Source organism: Variovorax sp. dw_954 (genome assembly GCF_018449755.1).
Lineage (GTDB): Bacteria > Pseudomonadota > Gammaproteobacteria > Burkholderiales > Burkholderiaceae_C > Variovorax.
The window spans coordinates 56,701-79,403 of record NZ_JAAVVD010000018.1; the positions used below are offsets into that span (position 1 = coordinate 56,701).

Below are 22,703 nucleotides of genomic sequence, written 5' to 3' on the forward strand. Positions count from 1 at the left end.
GGAGGTGTTGCTCTTCAAGCTTCGTTTTCGCGGCCTTTTCGGCTGGATCGCTACGCAATCGCCAACGATGGGTGTTGCCTTCGGGAAACGCGCAGCGTAGCCGCAAGCGAGTCGATTCCGGCCCGCATGCACGCTTCTTCCAACTCTGCAATCAAGCGGTCGATTCGAGCAAGGAATGCAATTCTGTTAGCTGCCGGCGCCCGGATGCAGAGGCTCCATGCGAGATCTGCCAACCGCTGTTCGCCCGCGCCCGTGGCCCATGACCGAACTTCGCAAAAACACAGGGCTGCGAGACGACCAAGGTCATCATGCCTGCGGGCGTGAGCGATCTCGGCCCCGAGATCTTCGAGGCGCAAGCGCGAGGCAAAGTTGACGGCGAATGCATTCATGTTGCACTGCAACATTGCCACCAGCGAGAGGCACCGTCAAGCTCACGATTAGAGTGATCGCCCTACACCGGACCGGTGCCGCCGAGCGTTTGTGCAAAGCATCATTGAAAAAACTCCGGCGTGAAGCCTCGCGCCGCTCGATCTCTTGCGTCTTCAACCCTTCGTTTTCCCGTTCGCGCCGCACCACCGGGGGCGCGGATGCACAGCGAAGCCCCGCCACCACAAAGAGGTTCGAATGCGACTTCATGCCGAATGCAGGTTGACCGTCATTGCTGGCGAGGACTGTCCAGTGGTCGCAATGATGCGACCGCGTAGCGGCGAAGCACAGTGGATGGTCAGCGAGGTCTACCAGATGCGTCCCTGGGTGCCGACGACCGAGTACGTCGACGCGTACGGAAACCTTTGCCAGCGCCTTACGATTCCCAAGGGCGAGATGCGCATCGAGGTCAGCACGGTCATGGAGACCGAGGAGGTTATCGCCGTCGCACCGGAGGCGGGCGTCACGCCCATTCCTGCGTTGCCCTGCGAGGTGCTGACCTATCTTCTTCAGAGCCGCTATTGTCCGTCCGACAAGATGGAGGATCGCGCTCGAGAGATCACGCGCGACGTCGCGCCCGGGTAACCACAGGTGGAAGCCATCCGGGCATGAATTCACGACAACCTGGAATACAAGTACGGCGTGAGCGACGGAACACGGACGCGCTCGACACGCTCGCTGCCGGGTCCGGGGTGTGTCGGGATTTTGCGAATGTCGGTGCGGCACTGTGTCGCGCGTTGCATATCCCCGCCCGAATGGTCGTAGGCTTCCTGCATCAACTCGACCACATGGACATGCATGAATGGTTCGAGGCCTGGATCGGCGGGCGTTGGTACACATTCGACGCGACGCAGAGTGAGCGGCGCGGCGGAAGAATCGTGATCGCATACGGCCGCGATGCCGCCGACGTGGCTTTTCGCCGACGTGGCTTTCTTTCGAACTACGGGCCTTTGGAAGTGAGCGACATGAAGGTCGCTGTCCATTGCCTCGCGCGGGACGATTGAGGTTGCATTGCCGCAATGGAACAACTTTGCTGCGCAGATCTCCGGGGCGCCGCTACCGGTCGAATTGCTTTCGGAAGATGGTGCCCAAGGCGTCGCGGATCGGGCCGATCTCGGTTGCGTGCATTCTGTGGCGCTTGGCCCGACTTTGCTGGTGTACAGGAAGGTGCAGACCTCTTGACGATGAACAGGTTGGTCAGTCCAAAGAGATTGAACGGCGGCGCCTTGTTCTTCGCGAGGCCGTTGTAGCGAGTCTTCATGTGTCAGAAGGGGTTCTTCATCACGTGGAACGGAAGCTCGACCTTTTGGCAGTCAGCACTTGTAGGCCCTCGCCAAGGCACGGGTGTTGTGATGGCCCTGCGCCGCTGGGATCCATACGACGCGGTTGGCCCCCAGCAAGCGAGCCTTTTGCAGGGCGTCGGCACGCGCATTGCGGTCGCCCAGCCCAGCGTCCGCGCCGTACAGCCCCGAGGATCCCATCGCCGTTCCGACGTACTGGCAGTCCGCCACCCCGGCCTCGTCGGATGGCTGCACGGCGGCCTCGACCCTTTTGACCTTCTCGACCTGCACTGGCGCGGCTGGCCTCGCGCAGCCACCGAGCGCAACTGCCGCAAGGCAGAGAACGCGGGCGGATTTCATGAAGGCGGTCCAAGTCACCGGGAGGCCTTGAATCACGGGCCAATGAGCCCCTGCACGCGCCCCAGACCAACTCGAATACGGCCACGTCGTGCGGACCGCTCGGTCAAGCCGTGCCAGTGTGTAACGGTCGCCAGGTCCTTCGCACGGCTTTCTATGGCGCCGTGGTCTGCCCAATTCGCCGACCAGCCCGAGCCGTTCCAGTGCGCGAAGCAACGCTGACTGCCTGCCGCCAGCAGGACCTCATAGGTGCCCTGTCGCTCGAGTCGGGCAGCCGCCGGATACCACTCGGAATAAATGGGGTCGCTATGCCAGGGAGCCATGCAGTACCTCGTGTGCGGCGTCCGAGGCGCCATCAGGAGCAATCGTACTTCAGTCCCCGTCGCTTGATCCATTTCCGTACTGCTTCGCGCGTCGCGTGCATGATCACGAACGGCACTGGCGCGTCACATCGACACGTCGAGAAAGTTCATGCTGTCGTCTCTGTGCCGCAAGGGGTTGCGGGGTGGACGAAGGATGAAATTCGCCCGTATTCAGGTTTGACCGATTGCGTCAATGAATTCGCGCTGTGCGACAGCGGGCTGAGATCCTCATGCGCTACCTGATTCGCAGTGCCGGCCTCCCCAACTACGTCAAAGGTGGCGCGCTCGGCGGGCCTGGAGCCGTACCAGCACGTGCGTGCGGCCGGCATCTATCCCTCCGCGCTGTGCTATCCCGATGTGAAACTGCCAGCCGAAGCCATCGGGCGCCTGCTCGAAATCATTCACGTGGACCGAACTGCAGGCGATGCAATGGCCGCCGTCACCGTGAGCAAATCAGTAAAGCGAGCCGCTCGCGCAGGCTGCATCGCGGCAATTTCGCGCCCCGAGCGGCATCTGGAGCTTCGCAGGCTGAGATAGCATTTGCCTGTCTGAGCCATGCCCAACATCGTGCAGACTATGAGCGATTTCCCCGCCACCTACGGCGAAGTGATGAAGCCGCTGGACCTCGATGCGCTGCCCAGCGAACTGGCTCAGCGCTGCAGCACCAGCCCGATGATCCGCGAATGGGTTCATTTGTACGACAGGGTCCTGCGTGCAGAAAAGGTCTCGAGCCCGACGCAGTGGAGCCCACTGGAAGTGGTCATCTACGAGCACGACGACTGGACGTTGTTCTCGCGGTTGCGTGGCTACACGACCTGCGAGATTGCGGACTTCAAGGCCTACCTCGCTCTCTGCGAAAGCGTCAAGCGCTCAGAGCCCGATGGCGAAAACTTCCTCTTGCAGGCCTCGCTGGAGATCCAGCGCCTGGTGAGCACCGAGGCCTTCAGGCAGGTCGAAGCGCGTTTGCTTGCGATGTCGCAGGCCCAGCCACTGGCGCCCAACACAACGGAAGAATCAGACTCCAGCGAACTTCTCCACGGATGAGTTGCGCTCTGGAGTCCTTGTGGCTTCCAGGTGAAACCGCGGACTGTTCTATGGCCTCGAGGCTCGGCCTGGGTCATCTCGCGCCGAAGCAAGGTGGTCACGCCGTGGCGCCATGGCCAGAGCCTTTCCAAGGCTGAGATGACGCATGCCGGCCAAGATCGGAAAGCCAGATCTCGAACGGGGCGTCTATCCCTTGCGCGCCCAGACGCAGAGTACGTGGACTGACCTGGTGGCAGTGGAGTGGGACGGGCGCCCCCAAGTAGCACCGGCCCACCGCGGAAGCTGCAGCGCCACAATCGCAGCCTGATCAAAGAAATTCCCGCGATGCTGCCAAAACAATACCTTCTACTTTCACTTGCCGAACACGGCTCGGCATTGCTGGAGCATCGCAATCACGGCGGCCCGGCAACGCTCTACATCCGCTATCTCAACATCGATGGACGGTGGGCGGTGCACGGGTCACTACATGCGCCGTTGCTCGTGTGGGACATGTCGCAGGCCTCCTCAGCGCAGGCCGCAGCGCAGACAGCCTCCAAGGCCCGCGGCCGAGCCGTTCAGGTGATGACCCGGAGCGACTCGAGTTGGGAAGAAGGGCGCCAGATCAGAGTCTTCTCGACCTCGAATGGCGCCGCGCTCCTCGGGCATGTAGCGCAAGGCGAGGCGAAGGCACGCCGGCTGCGACTCGAAACCGAAAAGCTCGAGGCCTACTGCACAGTGGTGCGCGCGGCCACGGCCGCCGAGGACCACGCTGCGTTCGCGGCGATCAGCCGCGCGGCGGCCACCGCCCTTCATGCCAAGTTCGGCGGCGGGTCGGTCAGCGCTTCATCGTCCTGGCTGGCGGGGAAGAAAGGACGCGCCGCGCTGGACAGCGTGCTCGCCGGAGAGGTCGAACTCACGGGGCCGCTTTCAATCCAGCAAGTCGTCGAGACGGTTGAGCACGCGAAAGAGGCCGAGCGGCATCGCGCGTCTTCGTAAGGGTCGTCTCGGTTTGCGTGCATTATCTGGCGCTTCGCGAAAGACGCCTGCCCGAGAAGCGCACCGTATTGAGTGCGAAAAAACCGCCGATGTCTCTGTGCGCAGCTAGCTCCCCGCCAACAGCGCTCTCAGGTGGCGCGCGTCGGCCGGCTTGAATAAGAGCGCATAGCCGGCGCGCTCGATCTCTGCTCGGTGCACCACCGCGGTCTCGCCCGTCACGATGGCCACACGCCGCACCTTGCCGACGGCATGCAATGCTTGGGCTGCCGCCAGGCCCGACAGGCCGCTGCCCAGCCGAAGGTCGCCCAGCAGCAGGTCGTAGTGGCCGGGCTGCTGCCAGGCCTCGTCTGGACTGGCCGCGAGCGCCACGTGGTGGCCCCAGCCGCGCAACAGGGTGGCCATGGCGCGGCGCACCGGCTCCTCGTCGTCCAGCACCAGCACGCGCCGCGGTGCCTCGACTGCGCCCAGCGGTGCCGGCGCAGAATCGGCTGAAGTGGCAGGCGCGGCTTGCGCGGCCTGCAGTACGAGGCTGAAAGTGCTGCCCCGTCCCGCCTCAGAGCGCACGACGATGCGCGAGCCCATCATGCGCGCCATGCTGGCCACCAGCGACAGGCCCAGGCCCAAGCCTCGGCTACGGTCGCGGCCGGGGTTGTCGACTTGGAAGAAGGCCTCAAAGACCTGCTCGCGATGCTGCGTGTCGATGCCGACGCCAGAGTCACGCACCTCGATGCGCCAAGCCGGCCCCTCGGCGTTGCGGCTGCGCCGCGCGGCCACTAGCACACGGCCGCTCGGCGTGTACTTGATGGCGTTGTCCACCAGGTTGCCCAGCAGGCGCGAGAGCACCCGCGCATCGGCCTGCACCACCGCCTCGGTGGGTACGAACCGCAATGCCAGCCCTTTGGCCGCGGCCGCGACCGTGAAGCGGCCGCCCAACGCCTGGAACAGGGGCGCCAACCGCACCGGCTCCGGCACCAGTTTTTGCGCGTCGCCGTCGAAGTGCGCGATGTCCAGCAGGGCGTCGACCGAGGTGCGCAGAGCGTCCACGCTGTCACGCATGTAGCGCAGGGTTTCTGGCGTCGGCGGACGGTCGGGGCGCAGCGCGTCGATGAATATGGACAACGCGTGCATAGGCTGGCGCAAGTCGTGGTTGGCGGCGGCGAAGATGCGCGTGCGCTGCGCCGACAACTGCGCGACCTGCTTCAGCTGGCGCGATAGCTCCTGGGTCAAAAGCGTGGTCTCGAAGCCGTTCTCCAGCGACTGCACGATCAGCCTGTGCTGCTTGAGCGTGTAGTGCAGCGTGCCCCAGAGCTGAAACAGCGCCAAGCCGCCCATCAGCAGCGTCAGCTTGTCGCCTTCCAGCATAAGCCGCGCCGACAGGCTCACATAGCCGGGCACGGCGAACAATACCGCTGCGCGCCACCACTGCGCCAGCGCGGCGGTCGAGACCGCCGTCACGGTGCTGATGAAAAAGTACATCAGCAGGATGTAGGTAAGGTGCCCGCTGGGGAAGAAGAGCCACGGCGCCAGTGCCCAGGCGATGCCGGGAAACAGCATGCGCGACTCGAGCCGGCGGCGGATCGCAAAGGCCCGCTCCACACCGTAGCCCTCGGGCTGCTCGCCGTGCAGGTGGAAGTACATGCTCAATTGCATGCCATGCACCAGCACCGCCCAGACCAGCGTCCCTTTGTCGCCGGTCAGGAGAAGGAAGGTGATCCAGAAGATGGCGGCGGCCACGCCGGCGCTGTAAGGTTGGTCGCGTGTGTCGAGGATGTAGGCGCTCGCCAGCCGCTGGTCGACCAGCGGACTGGGATGAGGCGTATCGGTCCAGAGATGTCGCAGGCCCCGTCGTAGGGCGGTCAGCGGACCGCGCTGGCGGGTATCGGCGGCATGGGGCATAGGCTGTCCTATTGTTGCCGAATCTTGCCTCGGCGCCTGGGCCCTCGAACCGCCGCGTTGCGATGGAGGAACGTCGGGTGAGGGCGGCTCGGCCATCGTAGGCCACCACGATCACAAGGGCACCAACCCCGCAAGACATTCCGAGGGCAGCTTTCGGAAACCGCGCTTGGACCGGTAGCCTTTGCTTGCACGCATGGTATCGGTGGACGCTACTTGGTCGGCATGGCATTGCTTTCATCGCGCGACGAGCGCAGGCTGTGCTCGTCGCATCGTCAGAGTTCCGCATGCTGGTTCACGCCCGCTTTATCTCTGTATGGGTGGCCGCGCTCATCGCCGGTTGCGTACCCCTTTCGCTCCCGTACTACGTGGGCGATGAAAGCGTTGGCCGGCTCACGTACAACAGTTGCTCGCTCGGCGCGATTCCCGAAGGGCTCGTGGTCTCGCGCGCTGGTATCGAGTTGCTGATCAGTGTGCAGCCACGGCGCGAGGACGAGGTGGTCCACGTTCGGTACGACATCGGCAAGGACCATCGCGCGCAGCTTGCAGGTCGTGAGGTGGCCATCGACCTGCGCGACGGCAGCGCGCCTCGGATCGGCACGATCGGTTGGATCGACCTCTGGGACCGCGTGAAGGAGGACGGGTACGTGCGGCTGCCGGCGCGCCGGGCGGGCTTGGCCGCACCCGACCTGCTGATGGCCGACTCACAGTTGCCGACGCTACCGACCGGGCCGCGACCCTTCTTGGCGGTGCGCCACTATTGGGTCGCGGCGCACGTCCAGACAAAACATGCGGATCGCGTCTGGGTGAAGTTGCCCGACCTGACTGTCGACGGCGCGACAATCATGTTTCCCGAGATTCGCTTCGAACGCCGGCTCTATGTGGGCTTGGCGCCCCTGAACTGCTGAGGAACCAGACGTCAACCCCGACCTGACTTGAAGAACAATGGCGATGAGTTTCCATGCAGCAGAACAACCCGGAAGCGCTAGCAAAACTCGATGAAGCGCGTGCTGACTTGACCTCGGCCGAGACACCCAGTGTCCAGTAGTAGCGGCAGGCGTCGCACTCAAATCCAAAGGAGCTCCCATGCCTACACGGCGTCTGGTCACTGGGCACAGTGCAGAAGGCAAGGCGATCGTTGCCAACGATGCGGGGATCGAACCACTCACCATCAGCTTCCTGCCGGGCAGCGAATGGCTCGCGCTCTGGTCCGCGCAAAGTCCCCCAGGCCTTCCGGACAACGGCGCCGTACCGCCCCTCTCGACCTACTTTCCACCTCCTGGCGGCTTCAGGTTCGGTGTCGTCACCTTCCCGCCTGACTCCGCGCCGCGCCCGGTTCCGAGCGATCGCAAGGCGGCGTGGCTCGAAATGGAACGGGTGCTGCCCGGATTTGCGGCTCACATTTATCGCTCGAATCCAGGCATGCACACGAGCGACTCGATAGATTTCGGGTACGTCATCTCTGGCGAGATATGGCTCGAGCTGGATGACGGAAAGCAGACGCTCCTGCGCGCGGGCGACACCTTCGTTCAAAACGGCACCCGGCACGCCTGGCGCAACAAGGGCAGCGACGCTTGCAAGGTGCTTTTCACGACGATCGGGGTGCACCGCCAACCGACCGGCATCGAAGTCGCGAAGGCGGCGGCCTAGAAACCGTTCGTGTGATTCTTTGCCATGACGCCCATGAAACATCCACTCATCTCTACTTTGGCTTTGCTTTTGTTGGCGAGTGCCTCGGTGTCAGAGTTCGCAGTTGCTGCAGAACGGCCTTTTGACGGGCGCTGGTCTGTGCTCCTGACTTGCCCGGACACGAAGGACAGGAGTGGGTTGGTCAAGGGATACGAATACAACTTCACGGTGACCATTCGTGACGGCGGCCTGCAAGGGGAGTACGGCGCACCCGGCCACCCCGCGTCAGTTGTCTACACCGGTCAAGTCAGTGAGGACGGTGGGCTGCAAATCAATGCGACAGGAAACACGGGCAGGTCGGACTACTCCGTCGGCAAGGTCGCACAAGGCACGCAGTACAACTACACGATGCAAGGAAAGCTGGAGCAGTCGCGCGGTCAAGCCACCCGAAATGAACTCCGGCCATGTACGGCTAACTTCTCGAAGCTCTAGGGTGCCCCAGGGCGTGTCTTTCTGTCTGTCTGTCTGTCAATCCCAAGTTCAGATGTCGCATCTAGCCCGCGAGGGGTCGGCCTCCGTTCACTGGCTTATCGTTTGGATTCCCATTCAACCGATTGAGCCCACGAAGGAGACCCGACATGGAACTTTATGCCAGTGAATCATCTTGCGTTTTTTGCGTTACTCTTCCTCCCATCGGATGTGGCCCCATGACTTCGCGCACCAGTCATCCTGTAGCCGTTCCATCTCGGCAATGACCTGATGCATGCGGTCGATGCTGACCGGCTTGCCTGCCATTGCGTCTAACAACATCTGGCTGTGTTGCGCCGCTACGCATCTCCAACGTCGGTAGCTGTCCTCGAACTCTTCGCGCGTGAATTTGGTCATTAGGTCTACATTGCGTGCCGGGCGGGGATGCCGGACTCGACAGCGGAGTTTCATTTTGCAAACTGAATGGTTTATTAATTTTGCTGCCGACTCACGGGCAAACCCGCGTGTTTGGCCGGGGGGCACAAACCCTGTTTCAGGGGGAATTCCGTACAAAGCGGAAGGAGAGAGACTGGCCGACACGGAGCAGCCACCTCGTCATCAACTCGAGCTCCGACGCTCTTGAAAGGTGAAGCCAACATGCCTGCGGCTGTGATTCGCAGCCGGAAGCTGCCCCAGTCAAAACGATCGCCGCATGTCTCAGGGACCTGCTGCAAATCACTCGACCGGGGTCACATCGTGTTCAACGAGCGGAGCAAGCTCTTCGTGAGTCTTGTTGAGCAGCCTCGGGGACCTCGTCGGCGCAAAAAAATTTGCACGCACACGACATGGCTGCGGGCGCGTAGACTTGCGGACACGCCATTGCGCTGCGAAACAGATGATGTATGAATCGACGCGCTATTGTCTTGATTGCCGCGGCCCACCTGGCTGGCCGCTCCGCGATGCTGCGCGCGCAGCCTGCTCGGTCGGTGCCACGTATCGGCCTACTCTCATTCGGGCCGGAGCCGTCAGGCGTTGACGCGGATCCGATCATCGGATTTCGCCAAGGGCTGAACGACCTCGGATATGTCGAAGGTCGCAACATCCTGATCGAAAAACGGTATGCCGACGGTAAGCCGGACCAACTGTCGGCGCACGTCAACGAGCTGGTCGCTACAAGGGTCGACGTGATCGTGACCGGTGGGCCAGTGCCGCTGCAATTCGCGCGAAAGGCGACGGGTACGATTCCGATCGTCACGATCAGCGGCAGCAATCCGGTGCGCGAAGGTTGGGCTCAAACTCTCGCTCGGCCGGGCGGCAACGTCACAGGGGTCACGGTGACCTTCCCGGAGCTCGCGCCGAAGCAGCTCGAACTGTTGAAGCTTGCCGTGCCGGAAATGTCGCGCGTTGCCGTGCTCGCGGCGCCTGCGGAAATGGGTGAGGCGGGGCTGGACGGGGGCGCTCGGGCGCTGGGAATCGAGTTGATCGCGCTCAACATCAGCGGTCCGAACGACATCGAGCCGGCATTCAAGTTCGCAGCGGCGAGCCGCGCTCAAGGTCTTTACGCCATCGCGACCAACACCATCGTGACGCATCGGTCCAAGCTGGCCGAACTCGCAGTGAATTACCGGCTGCCGTCGATCAGTGAGCTGCCGTTGCTTGCGAATGCCGGCTTTCTCATGAGCTACGGCGCTGACCTTGAGTCACTTGGCCGTCGGGCCGCGAGCTACGTCGCCAAAATCCTCAGCGGCGCGCGCGCCGCCGACTTGCCCATCGAACAGCCCACGCGGTTTGAATTCGTGGTCAATCGCAAGACAGCCAGCTTGCTTGGCATGAACCTGTCGCAGGCATTGCTATCGCGCGCAACCCGCGTCATCGAGTGAGTACAAGGACCATTGCTCGCGACGCAGTCCCCTGGCGGGGCCGGGTCCCTCGGAGAGACTGGCGCCGGGCCGTACGACGCGGAGCCCCTACTTTTTTGTCCAACCGAGCGCCAATTATGTAAAACGATGCCGGGTACACCGGGATTGCCGCGGGAGGAGGGCGGTTGACTGTGCCACAGGTGCAGCGGCGGTTGCTCTCGTCCGTGCGCATATCGGATCAACGCAATCGGCCTTTGCGTTTATTCCGGTGCAACGCCGGTGTGCCGGTGACTGATTATGAAAACGAGCAGACCCCCGTGTCGCTGTTGCGAGTTCTCTTTTTGCGGGCGCGTGTCAGCGCGCCTCTCGAAACTGCAAGCGGCGGCGACAACGCAGCGAAAGGAAGGTGCGGGTGCCCGGCGTAGCGGTGTTCAGGCGCGCGTTAGCTTCGAAGCGGCAGCCGGGCGTCCGAGAGATTGCCGCAACCAAGCCGACAGAGGACGGTCGGGAGCCAGCACCTGCTCGATGGTAGCCTGCGCCAGTTCTGTCTGCTTGGCGTTGCCCGCAGCTTCGATGGCCAGTCGGTGGGCTTCGTGCGCGTCCAGGCCTGTGAGTTCGTAGCCGTGGCCTATCGACATCCAGTGCAGTGCGGCCAGTGCAGTTTGCATGGCGAAGCCGGGTTGTTTGACTAGATGATCGCGCGCAGCACGCATCAGGGTCTTGGGGTCGCACGGTGAAGCCCAAGCCAGTTGCGTCGCCCGGTCGAAGAGTTTCAGGGTCTTCGCGGTGGCGAACCATTTGCCGGGCTCGCCAGGTGTCGAGTCGATCAGGTGGGCCAACAGTTTGTCGGGTGCCAATTCGGGGTACTTCTTCGCCAGGGCCCTGAAGGTCGACAGGTTGGAGTTGGCTTGGTTGGCCAGCAGCGCGTACTGGTCAAAGGCTTCGGCGCGTCGGCCCGCCTTCAGCAGAGCCTCTTCGACAAAGCGCGCAATGGTTACAGGGCTGGTAGTGCTGCCCGCGCGGTCACGAACGTAGGCGATGGCCTCGTCGACTTGGCCGCGAGCGGCCAGCACGCGTGCGCCCCAGACCATGTACTGCCAGATCGGATGCGGGTCCAGGGCCAGCAATTTCAGAAGCTCGTCGTGTTGGCCGGCCTTGAACAGTGCGCTGTAGCACAGGGTGGTGCCCGAGAAGAAGGCGTAGGTGCCGCGCATTCGTTCGCGCAGTACGCTGCGCAGGGTCGGGAGCAACTGGTCGGCCCAACTTAATGCGAGCTCGGGTGTTGCGCACAGATCGCCCCAGTGGTCACCCAGGTGCTCGATGTAGGGTGGATCGTCCTCCTGGATGGCCTCGAAGAGCCGGTCGAGCCACTTCTTGCGCACAGCGGTGTCCACGGGTGCGCTGCCGATGAGGGGCACCAGTTCCTTCACGGCCGAATAGGTAGCGTTGCCGAGGGCGCCGCTGGAGCTGTCGATCTGGTTCAGGGCTGGGGAGAGCTTCTCCAGGAACAAGACCGCGCCTTCGGCCGCTGCTGCAGGGTCCTGTCGAGCGACCGCACGGATTTCGGCAAGGGCGTCGTGGATGCGTTCGATCGCGAGATTGGAGCCTTTCCAGCCGAACGCAGTCCGGCGGAAGCGAGCACGGAATGCCCAAGGTGTCGCCGGTGCGCCAGTGGCTTTCACCATAACGCGTCCAAGTGGTTGTTGACCGGCAGTTGGGGCGGATGGTCGGTGATCTGTGCTGGATGGGCCATGCCTGTTGTGGCGCGATTGGCGGGACCGGTCAGGCGAACTGGAGTTCGATCCTGCCGGCGGCGGCCGGGCCCGACGACGATCTTGACGTCGCGGCCCAGGCGGGTGGCCAGTCCCAGCACCTTGGCTTCGCTGACGCCACGGAAATGCCCGCGGGTGGTGCGGGAGACCTTGGACTGGTCGATGCCCAGCAGCTCAGCTGCCTCCAGTTGGGCCAGGCGGCGGGCCTTGATGGCTCTGGCGAGCTCGGCCGCCAGATGCGATTTGCGCTGCATTTCGGCGGCCTCGGCGTAGCCCGGGTGGGCATAGACATTGGTGCTGCCTTCTTCGATCGTGATCTCGGTGGTGAGGGTCATCGGCGCGCTCGTCGTTGGGCCTGCCAGGCGTCCAAGTCCTGCTTCGCGAACTTGAGCGTGGCGTGGACCAGTCATGCCGGGTAGGTCAGAGTACCTTCACCCCAGGCAGCTTGCGCATGCCTCGATCGAATGTCGCGGTGAAGTCGCAGCCGTGCCGGGCATGCTTGGCGACGACGAGGCAGTCGGCAAATCCGCAGGAGCCCGCTTCGAAAAGCACGGCCGCAGCAGCAACGGACTCGCGATCCTCGAATGCAAACGCTGTCTCGTCCAACAAGCTGCGCAACGCGATCAACTGGGCGTTCTTGTCCTGGTCGAAGGCCGACTTCAACGTCCAGACGGCTTCGGCTAGCACGACATCCGTCACCAGCAACGAGGCGGGTGTGCCGCCGTGCTCGACCAGCAACGCATCGATGCGCTTGTTTTGTGCCGGGTCATCGTTAAGCCAGAGGCGCAGCAGGATGTTGGTGTCGATGCCGATCATCGGCCGGCGGCTTTGCGGCCCGCCGGGGCTGGGGCATGCTTGTCCCGCAAGTGCTTGGAGACGGCTTCGTCCATCTGCTCGACGGTCAGCGGTGCGGGACGCGGCGACTTGAGCAGGCCACGGATACGCCGAGCATCGGGCTTGACGTGCCTTGCAGTGATCGTGTTGTCCGGCCGGAGCTGGAAGTCCAGGATCGCGCCTGTGCCCAGGCTCAGTCGATCGCGGATCTCCTTGGGCAGCGTGAGTTGTCCCTTGCTGGTGAGTGTGGCGAACATGATCGGAACCTCTCTTGATCGGGCAGTTCCTTACATTCTAGCTCGGTAAGGACGTTAATGACATCAGACTTGGTGAAGGGCGTGCTGTTTGCGAGACCAGCACGCCGCCATTGCGCGCGATCACGCGTTGCGACGCTAGATTGTCCGGCTTTGTCGTGATCTCGACGTAGCGCAGGCCCTCGGCGGGTGCGTCGCGCAGCAGCAGCCGCAATGCCTCGGTGGCATAGCCGCGCCCGCATTTCCAGGGCACCATTCTGTAGCAGATGTGGCCCAGGCAGTAAGGCGGCAACGCGTTGGTTCCACGCTGCCAGCGCAAGCCGATGGTGCCGCAGAATATCCCGTCCCAGATCCCCGGCAGCTTCGGCACCGTCGTGCCGTCGGGCGTTGTCACGGGCGGGCCGGCGCCTTCGCGATCGACCAACTGGCTAGGAAGGCATCGGCGTCGCACTGTATCTGTTCAAGTTCGCCGCGCCAAGCTTCAGGACGGAGGTTATTGCGTGACCAGCCGCGTTCCAGCGCCGCAAGGTAGCTGGGCAGGAACTGGCGGGACGGCCAGACCAAGCAAGGCAAAGATAAAGGTCGGCCAGCGTCCATCGCGCTACGCTAATTCATTCACGCCTGAATACCGGAACGGGCTTGTGACCCAGCGCGAGAAGGACCGCGCGCTGCGTGGCCGCTTGGGCACCCTGGCCTCGGGAAGTGCTCGAGCCACGAATTGCTTAGCGCGCCCCGCTCCGATGCGATGAAGCGAGCCGGACGAAGCGGCTGGTACCTGGCCCTAAAGCGAGGCGCGGTAGCGCCTGGCTTGCGCGGGCTGCCTAAACTCCAGCCACGCCACATTCGCAAACTCGCCACTGGCGCGCAGCGCCGCGATTTGCCGCCGGCGTTTGCCAAAGGTGGTGAGGACGTAGAGCAGGACGGAATCTCGCGATAAGAAGGCCAGCTTGAACGACTCGCGATTGCCATGCCACAGTTCCTCGCGTGTCCAGCACCGGCGCAGGCTTCGACGCAGCACCCGCCAGAACACGGTCGCAAATCCGTAGTTGAGCCAGATGACCGTGGTGCCTTGGACCACAAGATGTCGCGCACTTGCGCATAGTTGCCCGAGGCGACCCAACGCTCGCCGCCCGCCGCTTGTGCCGTCAGTTCCCTGAAGCGTCGAAGTGGCTTGGGGGTCCAGTCCGGTCCGTGGTAAAGCGGGTCCAGATCGAAGGCGTACTGTCCCAACGCGGATGCAAGCTCTCGCGCGAACGTAGTCTTGCCGGCACCTGTGCTGCCGATGACGACGACGCGCTCCGTAGGGAATGAACTTTAAAGATGGCCCATGTCATCGACCTTTGAAACCGGCCGATGGATGCCGGTTCGGCGAATTGCAGGGGGCTTTGTTTGGGTCGTGCATCAATCGCGTCATCAGCCTCCGATTCTGCACGCGCGCTGCGGCCAATTTCGCCCCACAAAGGCCACGATAATCCCGCCTTATCGAGAGTAAAGAGGCGCGGGACGGCGGCTCGCTGCAACTGCCTCGAGCACAACCAACATGCCTCACTCGCGCGTGCTGCGCGTCGCCCAGTCAGCGCGCCTGGATGCCGATATTGGCGATCTCCTTGCCCCAGACTTCGTAGTCCCCGCGAATTCGCTCGCGAAGCTGCTGCGCGGTGGCGGACTGCGGCTGCATGCCGAGGTTCTGCAACTGCTCGGCCACCTCTGGCTGACCGACCGCCTTGCGCAGCGAGGTTTCGAGCTTCTTCAGGACCGGTGCAGGCAATCCTTCCGGGGCCACGAGGCCGTACCAGGAATACAGGCCGAATGGAATGCCAGGCTCCTTGAAGGTCGGGGCACCGGCGAACGTGGGCGAGCGCTGTGGCGAAGTCACCGCCAGCACCCGGGCCTTGCCGGCCTTCACCTGGGTGGAGGCGAGCCCCCAGCCTCCGAACATCGCGTCGATCTCGCCGCCCAGCATGCCCATCAGCGCTTCGTTGGTGCCCTTGTACGGCACGTGCTGGATGTCGATGCCGGCCGCCTTCTTCCAGACCTCGCCGCTGATGTGCCCTGCACTTCCTTCGCCCCACGAGCCAAAGCTGAGCTTGCCGGGGTTCGCCTTGGCGCGCGCCACAAGGTCCGCGTAGGACGTGACCGGCGACTTGGCCGATACGAGCAGCGCATTGCCAGAGACAGAGATCAGGCCGATCGGACCGATGTCCGCCAGGGGATCGAACAGCTTTTTCGAAAGCAGGTGTGGCGACAGTGCCAGCACGGCCTGGTACACGATGCCAATCGTGTAACCGTCAGGTTTCGACGTGGCGAGCGAAGCGACGCCGATCAGCCCGCCCGCGCCCACCTTGTTGTCCACGACGATGGGCTGCTTGAGGTCGTCGCTCATGTGGCGCGCGATGAGTCGGGCAATGTTGTCCGGCTCTCCGCCAGCGCTGGCCGGCACGATGAGACGGATCGGCCGGTCGGGGTAGGCGCCCTGAGCGTGTGCACCGGCGGCAAAGGAGCAGAGCATCGCAGCCAGTGCGGCCCAGCGGGTAAAGGTCTTTTTCATGTCTTGTCTCCAGGGTGGTTTTTCAATGGGTTGCGTCTTCGAGAATCAGGTCGACCGCCTTCTCGCCGATGGCGATCGATGGCGCATTGGTGTTGGCCGAGGGCATCGTCGGCATGACGGAAGCATCCGCAACGCGCAGACCGGACACGCCGCGCACGCGGAGGCGCTCATCGACCACGGAGCTGGCATCCACACCCATGCGGCACGAACCGATGGGGTGATAGGAGGTCTGTCCAAAGCTGCGCGCGTACGCCAGCAGTTCGTCGTCCGTCGTATCGGCGGCGCCGGGGCGGGCCTCGCGCACGACGAACCTGGACAGCGCCGGCTGCGCCGCCACCTTCCTGGCCAGCCGAAGCGCACCGAGCGTGGATGCGACGTCGTCGGGGTGCTGCAGGTAGTTCGCATTCATTGCCGGCGCGGCTGCCGGGTCGCTGGATTCGACGTGCACGGAGCCCAGCGATTTCGGCGTCAATGCGAACGTGCCGATCGAGAAGCCGGGATAGTCGTCCAGCACGAGCTTGCCGGCGTTTCTCGCGTCGGAACTGGACAGCCAGTGCAACTGCAGCTTCGCGTCCGGCTGGGCCAAGTGCGGCGCAGTTCGCACCAATGCATGCGCCACAGCGCTCGCGCTGCTCATGAGGCCGTTGCCGCGCACGGCCAGGCGCATCGCCATCATGGCCTTGCGCCACATGCTGGGCATGATCTGATTGAGCGTGATGGCGTCCCTGCATTCGTAGGTGACCCGCACGTGCAGGTGGTCGCGCAGGTTCTCGCCGACCTCGGGCGCATGGTGGCGAACGCCAATGCCCAGTTCGCCCAGGCGACTCGCATCGCCGATGCCCGAAAGCTCCAGCAATTGCGGCGACTGCAGCGCGCCGGCGGAAAGGATCACCTCCCTGGCCGCGAACACCTGCCGAAGCTCGGTGCCGTGCCGATACTCCACGCCGCATGCGCGCGAGCCCTCGAACAAGATGCGTTGCACCGCCGCGCCTGTCTGCACATTCAGCTTTCCCTTGGCGCGCACCGACTTCAGGTAGGCATCGCTCGCGCTCACGCGCAGCCCGCGCCGCGTGTTGAGCTGCAGGTAGCCCACGCCTTCGTAGCACGCCCCGTTGTAGTCGGCATTCGCGGGAATGCCGGCTTCGACGCAGGCCTGGACGAAGCCATCCATCATCGGGAGGTGCGGACCGTATTCGCTCACGACCACGGGGCCGCTTCGGCCGCGCTGGGCGGGTTCGCCCCTTTCATAGGATTCGGCGCGCTTCAGATAGGGCTTGATGCCGTCGCTGCCCCAGTCCTGCAGGCCATGGTCGTCGCGCCACCTGTCGTATTCCTGCGGATCGCCATGCACCCAGATCATTCCGTTGACGGACGACGAGCCTCCAAGCATGCGGCCGCGCGGCCAGTAGATGCTCCGCCCGTTCAGGTGCGCTTCGGGCTTGGTGAAGAAGCGCCTCACCGCGCGCTCGTCGCGGATCAGGTAGGCCACGCCGGCAGGCACGCGCACCCAGATCATGCGTTCGTCCCTGCCCGCTTCCAGCAGCTCGACGCTGTGCTTGCCGCTTCGGGCCAGGCCGGCAGCCAACGCACAACCTGCGGAGCCGGCCCCGACCACGATGTAGTCGACGGTGCGAGGCGCGGTCATGGCGCCGTGCCCAGGTTGTGCATGAGGCGGCGTGCCTCGACCCCCATGCGTTCGAAGCGCGCATCGGGCTGCTCGGGCTGCATCAACGCCGGGCCGAACCGGGGCGGTGTGGGTTCGATCGCCAGCTCGATCAGTGCCGGTGCCGGCTGGGCGAGGCATGCCGCGATGTTGTCCCTCAAGTCCGGCACCTGCCCGAACCTGCGGGCGGCGGCGTAGCCGGACGCCAGTGCCACCGCGCAGAAATCCACCGGCTGCGTTCCGGCCAGTGGAAGGTTCGCGCCACCGTTGAACTGCACGCCGTTGGCAAAGACGAAGTGATAGAAGTTGCCCGGCCGAACGCCCGCGACGGTGGAGAGCACGCCCAGCTCCATCAGCAAGCTGGCGTCGCCGTCGAGCACGATGACCTTGCGCTGCGGAAACGACAGCGCCAGGCCCAGCCCGAGGCCGGCGGCGCCGCCCATCAGCGGCACCGACGACAGGCCGAACGCGTAATCCGGGTCGAGCTGGTCCATGCAGTTCATGGCGGACATCGTGCTAACCACGATGGCGTCGACCCTGGCTTCGCGCACGATGGCGCAGGCTTCTTGAGTGGTGATGGTCATGTCAGCTCCATGCGGTGTAGTGACCGACTAGCAAGGCGGCCGGGACATTGCGCGCCGCGCTGACCTCTGCAGCTTCGTCGATGCTGGCGATGTCCCGCGGCCCGTCGAGGCGCCAGTAAGGGATGTCGATGGCGTCGAGCATGGGCTCCACCAGATTCACGACGCGGCGGCGCGATTGCTTCGGATCCCCACCGACGTTCGCGAACTCGCGGCCGAACTGGCCGACCATGAGCAGCATCGGCAGCTTTGCATCAAGTCCGATCGCGCGCAGGCTGTTCATGCAGTTGAGTAGGCCTTGGTTCTGGATGAGCACCGCGGTGCGGTTGCCGCCGATGCACAGGCCACCCGCAACGTGGATGGCCTGGTTCTCGTCCGCGCAACGGATCACGCGAAATGCGGGCGTCTCGTCGACGAGACGGTGCACCGAGAGCTGGACGAAGTCCGGCACGGTGACGATGTGTCGGTAGTCCAGTGCGCCGAGCCGCTCGACGATGGCACTGGCCGCGATCGATGTAGGTGTAGTTGCCAAGGTCTGCCTCTTGAATTCGATGACGAAGTCTAGGAACGCAGCCCATACTCCACAATTCACTTAATCTCATCTTTTGATGCCTGAAACGTATCAGCACTGCCATGGAAGATCCGACGTCCCAACTGTTGCGCCGCCTGCGGCTAAGGCACCTGGAGCTGTTGGGACACTTGAGTGAAGTGCGCACGGTGCATGCCGCCGCCAAGCGGATGCACCTGACGCAACCGGCCGTGTCGCGAATGATTCGGGAGGTCGAGGAGATCTTCGGCGGCCCGCTTTTCGAGCGCACGGCCCGGGGCATCAGCGCGAACCACGTCGGGCTCGCGCTGATGCGGCGCTCAGGCATGCTCGTGGCCGAGCTGGGCGCCGCGCAGGAGGAGGCGGCCTTGCTGCGCGCCGGCGCCTCGGGCTTGCTGCGCGTCGGCACCTTCTCCGGCTCGATCACGCTGCCGCAAGGCATCGTCATGCTCCGCCGGCGCATGCCCGATGTGATCGTTCAGGTCCGCGAGGCGCAGGTCGACCAGCTCATCGAAGACCTGCTGCAAGGCGAGATCGACTGCATCGTCGGCGCGCTGGCGCCGGACGAACTCAATAACGAGCGCCTGGACCGGCTCCGGGTCGAGACGCTGGCCGACGACTACATGCGCCTGGTGGCAACCCGGACGAATCCGCTCGCACGCCGGCGCAAGATCCGCTGGGAACATCTGGCCGATCAGCAATGGATCCTGCCGCCGCGCGGCTCGCTGCTGAGGCGCGCCGTGATCGGGGCCTGCATCGACGCCGGCGTGACGCCGCCGCAGCCGTGCATCGAATGCCTCTCGCCGCTCACGGTGCTGACGCTCATCCGGCTGGATCCGTCTTGCATCGGGCCGATGCGCGAGCAGCAGGCCCGTGACGAAGCCGCGATCAACAAGAACCTCGTGATCCTCGATTTGCAAGGCGACACGACGCTGCCGTCGCTGTCGATGATCACGCGGCGCGCTCCCGGTCCGCCGCGCGAGCCTGTGAGCGCCCTGCTGGATTGCATCAAGTCGTCGGTCAAGTCGTCAGTCTCGCGCCGCGCCAAGGCCAAGCCCCTTACGTAGCCTTGCCCGGCACCCAACGCGTCGACCGCGTCGACCGCGGCTACGCTATACCGACCCCGCCGCGATTCGCTCCAGCCCTCCAGGATCCGTCACGACCAATTTCGCATGTGCCAGGCGAATCAGCGCCAGGCGCTCCAGCTTCTTGAGTTCGGCACTCAGGCTCTGGCGGCTCACGCCGAGCATGTCGCTCATGTCGGACTGCGTCATGTGGATCTCGAAAGTCTCGGGGCGTTGTGCCGCCGGCACCTGTGGCTCGACGCTCACCAGGCAAAGGATCAGGTGGGCGACCCGCGCATTCAGCGACAACAGTTGCTGGTAGGCCAGGAGTTCGTAGAGCTGGCGGAAACGGCCGCAGAACAGCTGCAGCAGTTGAACCGCCAGCGCAGGTTGCGCGTTCAGTTCCGCCAGCAGGACGTCGCGTGGAATCTGCACCAGGCGCGTGTCCTCGTGCGCATCTGCATCGTGCACGGCGCCGCCGCCGTCGAGCACCGGAATCAGCCCGAATACCTCGCCTTGGCGCAGGTACCGGATCACATGCCGCTTGCCTTCGCGGCCGTGGATGCTGATCTCCAGGCTGCCGCCCTGCACCAGCGACAGCCGCGTCTGGGGCTGTCCACGCCGGGTCAGCGCCTCGCCTGTCGTCAACGCGACTTCCCTGCTGTGCAAGGCGAGTCGTTCGATCACGCGATCGTCCAGGTTGGCCAGCCCGGGAATCTGCTTGATCGTGGCGAACACGGACTGCGCAGGGAACGGGGTCATGGTTTGTCTCTAGCGGGGTTGTCGGGTTTTTAACAGACGCCGGTTGCGGTCGGCCGCGACACTTCCGCCGACGCGCTGCAGGACGACCTGCATGCCGAGTGGACGTGACCGATGGGTCAGGACCGCACCAGGGACAACCAACATGAAACGCAGTGAGAAGCGCGCTCGACCGCCCTTCATGCGCCGCAACCATCCAATGAGCGAAACGACATACGACTACATCATCGTGGGGGCCGGCTCGTCCGGCGCCACGCTGGCGACACGTCTCACCGAAGACGCAGGCACGCGAGTGCTGCTGCTCGAAGCGGGCAAGCCGCGCCACAACGATTTCTGGGTCAAGACGCCGGTGGGCGTCGCGAAGATCCTGGGCGACGCCAACTACGTGTGGTTGTCGAAAACGCAGCCGCAGCGGGGCCTGGTGGGCCAGGAGATCGTCTGGCCGCACGGCAAGTTGCCGGGCGGATCGAGTTCGGTCAACGGCATGATCTATGTGCGCGGCGACCCGCAGGAATACGACGACTGGGCGCAGGCGGGCTGCACCGGCTGGGGCTACGCCGACTGCCTGCCTTACTTCAAGCGGATGGAAACCAGCCAGCGCGGCGACGCCGACTACCGCGGTCGCAGCGGCCCGATCTCGGTGACGGACCTGCGCGACGGCAACGAGGACGTGCTGTCCGATGCCTTCGTCTCGGCCTGCCAGCAGGCCGGCATTCCGCGTGTGGAGGACTACAACGGCCGGCAATACGAGGGCGTGAACTATCTGCAGCTGTCGACGCGACGGGGCCAGCGTTGCAGCACCGCCGTCGGCTATCTGAGCATGGCGCAGGGCCGGCCGAACTTCGAGTTCCGGACCGAGGCCTTCGTCACCCGCGTGCTGTTCGAAGGCAAGACCGCGGTCGGTGTCGAGTACATGCACGGCGGACAGCGCAAGACGGCGCGCGCCTCGCGTGAAGTCGTGCTGTCGGCCGGCCCGATCAAGTCGCCGCACCTGCTGGAGTTGTCGGGCATCGGCCAGGCCGAGCGCCTGCAGAAACTCGGCATCGCGGTGCTGCACGACGCGCCCGAGGTGGGCGAGAACCTGCGCGACCACCTGCAGGCGCGCATCACCTTCGAATGCGCGCAGGCCGTCACCATCAACGAAGTGCTCAACAGCAAGTGGCGCACGCTGAAGATGGGCCTGGGCTACCTGGCCACGCGCAAGGGCTTCATGGCAACGCCGTCGGCGACGGTGCACGCGCAGGCCCGCACGCGTCCCGGGCACACCCGTGCCGAGGTGAAGATCCAGATCCATCTCGTCAGCGGGCCCGACCGCTACACCATGGATGCCTTTCCCGGCTTCCAGGTGGGCTTCTTCCAGCTGCGTCCGCAGTCCAGGGGCTGGCTGCATGCGCACTGCCCCGATCCCATGGTCGATCCGGCGATCGAGCCGAACTACCTGGTCGACGAGGCGGACCGGCAGGCCATGCTCGACGCCTTGCGCCTGTCCCGGCGCGTCATCGCGCAGCCATCGATGAAGGACTTCGTCAAGCGCGAAACGCGGCCCGGAATCGATGTGCGCGACGACGAAGGCCTGCTGCACTACATCAAGCAATGCGGCCAGACCTCATGGCATCCGATCGGCACCTGCCGCATGGGCGGCGACGCAGCCTCGGTGGTCGACCCGCAGTTGCGTGTGCGCGGCGTCGAACGCCTGCGCGTGATCGACTCCAGCGTCATGCCGACGATGCCCTCGAGCAACACAAATGCACCCTCGATCATGATCGGCGAGAAAGCGGCCGATCTGTTGCGTGGCAAGTGCGCCTGAACCCTGTCATTCAAGGAGATCCCGTGTCCACCGTTCCCACACCCAATCCCCCCGGCGGCGCCAGCGCGTCGGCCCTGCTGGGCGCACTGCAAGCCGCCGGCGCCACCCATGTCGTCACCGTGCCCGACTTCGTGCAGTTCGCCCTGCACGAGCAGCTTCGCACCGAAGCAAGCGGCATCGCGCAGGTGTTCGCCTGCAGCGAAGACCAGGCCCTCACCACCGCCACCGGCCTGCACATCGGCGGCGCCACGCCGGTGGTGCTGGTGCAGAACCAGGGCTTCTACAAGGGCCTGAACACCCTGCGTGCAACCTGCATCGATGCCGGCGTGCCGATCGTCTTCCTGGTCGGGCAGTTCGGCCGTGAAGAAGAGAACTTCGCGCACAGCACGCGCGAATCTAGGCGCACCGTGGTGCAGTGGATGGAGCCACTGCTCGATGCGATCGGCGTGCGCTACTGGAACGTCGGATGCGAAGCCGACGTGCAGCACGTCGCGGCGGCCTTTGCCCATGCGCAGTCGGCGCAGAGCGCGGCCGTCCTGCTGATCGACCGTCACCTCACTTGGAACTGAAAGCGACCACAT

The 22,703-nt window shown here is 64.4% G+C and carries 26 protein-coding genes and 1 pseudogene; 11 read left to right on the forward strand and 16 right to left on the reverse strand.

Going from position 1 to position 22,703, the window contains the following annotated elements; translation table 11 throughout:
• Positions 1-50: 50 nt before the first annotated feature.
• Positions 51-389, reverse strand: coding sequence for a hypothetical protein (locus HB681_RS24785; protein WP_213957532.1), 339 nt, complete (start codon positions 387-389; stop codon positions 51-53).
• Positions 390-624: 235 nt separating this feature from the next.
• On the opposite strand from HB681_RS24785, the gene HB681_RS38310 reads away from it, so the two are divergent.
• Both HB681_RS38310 and HB681_RS38315 read left to right on the forward strand, forming a co-directional pair.
• Positions 625-1,011, forward strand: a complete 387-nt coding sequence (locus tag HB681_RS38310) for a transglutaminase N-terminal domain-containing protein (protein ID WP_256735089.1) — start codon at positions 625-627, stop codon at positions 1,009-1,011.
• A 23-nt stretch (positions 1,012-1,034) separates the two neighbouring features.
• Complete coding sequence (locus HB681_RS38315) at positions 1,035-1,430, forward strand: transglutaminase family protein (RefSeq protein WP_256735090.1); 396 nt, start codon at positions 1,035-1,037, stop codon at positions 1,428-1,430.
• Positions 1,431-1,597: 167 nt separating this feature from the next.
• Here HB681_RS38315 and HB681_RS38320 read toward each other — a convergent pair.
• Together HB681_RS38320 and HB681_RS24795 are read right to left on the reverse strand one after the other, a co-directional pair.
• Positions 1,598-1,732, reverse strand: a pseudogene (locus tag HB681_RS38320) (IS5/IS1182 family transposase); the annotation flags it as partial.
• Between the two features lie 7 nt (positions 1,733-1,739).
• Positions 1,740-2,066, reverse strand: a complete 327-nt coding sequence (locus HB681_RS24795) for a hypothetical protein (RefSeq protein ID WP_213957533.1) — start codon at positions 2,064-2,066, stop codon at positions 1,740-1,742.
• Positions 2,067-3,001: 935 nt separating this feature from the next.
• On the opposite strand from HB681_RS24795, the gene HB681_RS24800 reads away from it, so the two are divergent.
• Positions 3,002-3,469, forward strand: a complete 468-nt coding sequence (locus HB681_RS24800; protein WP_213957534.1) for a hypothetical protein — start codon at positions 3,002-3,004, stop codon at positions 3,467-3,469.
• A gap of 324 nt (positions 3,470-3,793) precedes the next feature.
• Positions 3,794-4,444 (forward strand): hypothetical protein, encoded by a 651-nt coding sequence (locus HB681_RS24805; RefSeq protein ID WP_213957535.1) that lies wholly within the window; start codon positions 3,794-3,796, stop codon positions 4,442-4,444.
• Between the two features lie 105 nt (positions 4,445-4,549).
• On the opposite strand, the gene HB681_RS24810 is transcribed toward HB681_RS24805, so the two are convergent.
• The gene (locus tag HB681_RS24810; protein ID WP_213957536.1) at positions 4,550-6,340 is read right to left on the reverse strand and encodes a hybrid sensor histidine kinase/response regulator; all 1,791 of its coding nucleotides are present in this window, start codon (positions 6,338-6,340) and stop codon (positions 4,550-4,552) included.
• Between the two features lie 284 nt (positions 6,341-6,624).
• Here HB681_RS24810 and HB681_RS24815 point away from each other — a divergent pair, with 284 nt between their 5' ends.
• The 3 genes from HB681_RS24815 (at position 6,625) to HB681_RS24825 (ending at position 8,458) form a co-directional block, all read left to right on the forward strand.
• Entirely contained in the window at positions 6,625-7,245 is a 621-nt protein-coding gene (locus HB681_RS24815) for a hypothetical protein (protein ID WP_213957537.1), read from the forward strand.
• A gap of 178 nt (positions 7,246-7,423) precedes the next feature.
• The gene (locus HB681_RS24820) at positions 7,424-7,987 is read left to right on the forward strand and encodes a cupin domain-containing protein (RefSeq protein WP_213957538.1); all 564 of its coding nucleotides are present in this window, start codon (positions 7,424-7,426) and stop codon (positions 7,985-7,987) included.
• 33 nt (positions 7,988-8,020) lie between these two features.
• Positions 8,021-8,458, forward strand: coding sequence for a hypothetical protein (locus HB681_RS24825; RefSeq protein WP_213957539.1), 438 nt, complete (start codon positions 8,021-8,023; stop codon positions 8,456-8,458).
• A gap of 186 nt (positions 8,459-8,644) precedes the next feature.
• Here HB681_RS24825 and HB681_RS24830 read toward each other — a convergent pair whose 3' ends face one another.
• Positions 8,645-8,851 (reverse strand): hypothetical protein, encoded by a 207-nt coding sequence (locus HB681_RS24830; RefSeq protein WP_213957540.1) that lies wholly within the window; start codon positions 8,849-8,851, stop codon positions 8,645-8,647.
• 485 nt (positions 8,852-9,336) lie between these two features.
• Here HB681_RS24830 and HB681_RS24835 point away from each other — a divergent pair, with 485 nt between their 5' ends.
• Positions 9,337-10,314: an ABC transporter substrate-binding protein gene (locus HB681_RS24835; RefSeq protein ID WP_213957541.1), complete on the forward strand. Its 978-nt coding sequence runs from the start codon at positions 9,337-9,339 to the stop codon at positions 10,312-10,314.
• A gap of 410 nt (positions 10,315-10,724) precedes the next feature.
• Here the strand turns inward: HB681_RS24835 and HB681_RS24840 are convergent, their stop codons facing one another.
• The 10 genes from HB681_RS24840 to HB681_RS24885 all read right to left on the reverse strand — a co-directional run bounded on the left by HB681_RS24840 (position 10,725) and on the right by HB681_RS24885 (position 18,477).
• A complete protein-coding gene (locus tag HB681_RS24840) occupies positions 10,725-11,978 on the reverse strand; it encodes a hypothetical protein (protein WP_213957542.1) in 1,254 nt (417 codons plus the stop codon).
• Positions 11,972-12,400, reverse strand: a complete 429-nt coding sequence (locus tag HB681_RS24845) for a helix-turn-helix transcriptional regulator (protein WP_213957543.1) — start codon at positions 12,398-12,400, stop codon at positions 11,972-11,974. Before HB681_RS24845 ends, HB681_RS24840 begins: the two co-directional genes overlap by 7 nt.
• 85 nt (positions 12,401-12,485) lie before the next feature.
• On the reverse strand, positions 12,486-12,881 hold the full coding sequence (locus tag HB681_RS24850) for a type II toxin-antitoxin system VapC family toxin (protein WP_213957544.1): 396 nt from the start codon (positions 12,879-12,881) through the stop codon (positions 12,486-12,488).
• Positions 12,878-13,156: an AbrB/MazE/SpoVT family DNA-binding domain-containing protein gene (locus HB681_RS24855; protein ID WP_213957545.1), complete on the reverse strand. Its 279-nt coding sequence runs from the start codon at positions 13,154-13,156 to the stop codon at positions 12,878-12,880. Before HB681_RS24855 ends, HB681_RS24850 begins: the two co-directional genes overlap by 4 nt.
• Before the next feature lie 37 nt (positions 13,157-13,193).
• Positions 13,194-13,547: a GNAT family N-acetyltransferase gene (locus HB681_RS38325; RefSeq protein ID WP_345944740.1), complete on the reverse strand. Its 354-nt coding sequence runs from the start codon at positions 13,545-13,547 to the stop codon at positions 13,194-13,196.
• 387 nt (positions 13,548-13,934) lie between these two features.
• Positions 13,935-14,231 (reverse strand): hypothetical protein, encoded by a 297-nt coding sequence (locus HB681_RS38815; protein WP_345944741.1) that lies wholly within the window; start codon positions 14,229-14,231, stop codon positions 13,935-13,937.
• A gap of 495 nt (positions 14,232-14,726) precedes the next feature.
• Complete coding sequence (locus HB681_RS24870; protein ID WP_213957546.1) at positions 14,727-15,701, reverse strand: tripartite tricarboxylate transporter substrate binding protein; 975 nt, start codon at positions 15,699-15,701, stop codon at positions 14,727-14,729.
• A gap of 22 nt (positions 15,702-15,723) precedes the next feature.
• Complete coding sequence (locus tag HB681_RS24875) at positions 15,724-17,346, reverse strand: GMC family oxidoreductase N-terminal domain-containing protein (protein ID WP_213957547.1); 1,623 nt, start codon at positions 17,344-17,346, stop codon at positions 15,724-15,726.
• Positions 17,343-17,948, reverse strand: coding sequence for a thiamine pyrophosphate-dependent enzyme (locus HB681_RS24880; RefSeq protein WP_213957548.1), 606 nt, complete (start codon positions 17,946-17,948; stop codon positions 17,343-17,345). The genes HB681_RS24875 and HB681_RS24880 overlap by 4 nt, the downstream gene beginning before the upstream one ends.
• A 1-nt stretch (position 17,949) precedes the next feature.
• Complete coding sequence (locus tag HB681_RS24885; RefSeq protein ID WP_213957549.1) at positions 17,950-18,477, reverse strand: thiamine pyrophosphate-binding protein; 528 nt, start codon at positions 18,475-18,477, stop codon at positions 17,950-17,952.
• Between the two features lie 101 nt (positions 18,478-18,578).
• Here HB681_RS24885 and HB681_RS24890 point away from each other — a divergent pair, with 101 nt between their 5' ends.
• Complete coding sequence (locus tag HB681_RS24890) at positions 18,579-19,559, forward strand: LysR family transcriptional regulator (protein ID WP_213957550.1); 981 nt, start codon at positions 18,579-18,581, stop codon at positions 19,557-19,559.
• Positions 19,560-19,604: 45 nt separating this feature from the next.
• On the opposite strand, the gene HB681_RS24895 is transcribed toward HB681_RS24890, so the two are convergent.
• Positions 19,605-20,318, reverse strand: a complete 714-nt coding sequence (locus HB681_RS24895; RefSeq protein ID WP_213957551.1) for a Crp/Fnr family transcriptional regulator — start codon at positions 20,316-20,318, stop codon at positions 19,605-19,607.
• Positions 20,319-20,514: 196 nt separating this feature from the next.
• On the opposite strand from HB681_RS24895, the gene HB681_RS24900 reads away from it, so the two are divergent.
• On the forward strand, positions 20,515-22,122 hold the full coding sequence (locus HB681_RS24900; protein WP_256735091.1) for a GMC family oxidoreductase N-terminal domain-containing protein: 1,608 nt from the start codon (positions 20,515-20,517) through the stop codon (positions 22,120-22,122).
• Between the two features lie 23 nt (positions 22,123-22,145).
• A complete protein-coding gene (locus HB681_RS24905; protein ID WP_213957552.1) occupies positions 22,146-22,691 on the forward strand; it encodes a thiamine pyrophosphate-binding protein in 546 nt (181 codons plus the stop codon).
• Positions 22,692-22,703: the final 12 nt, after the last annotated feature.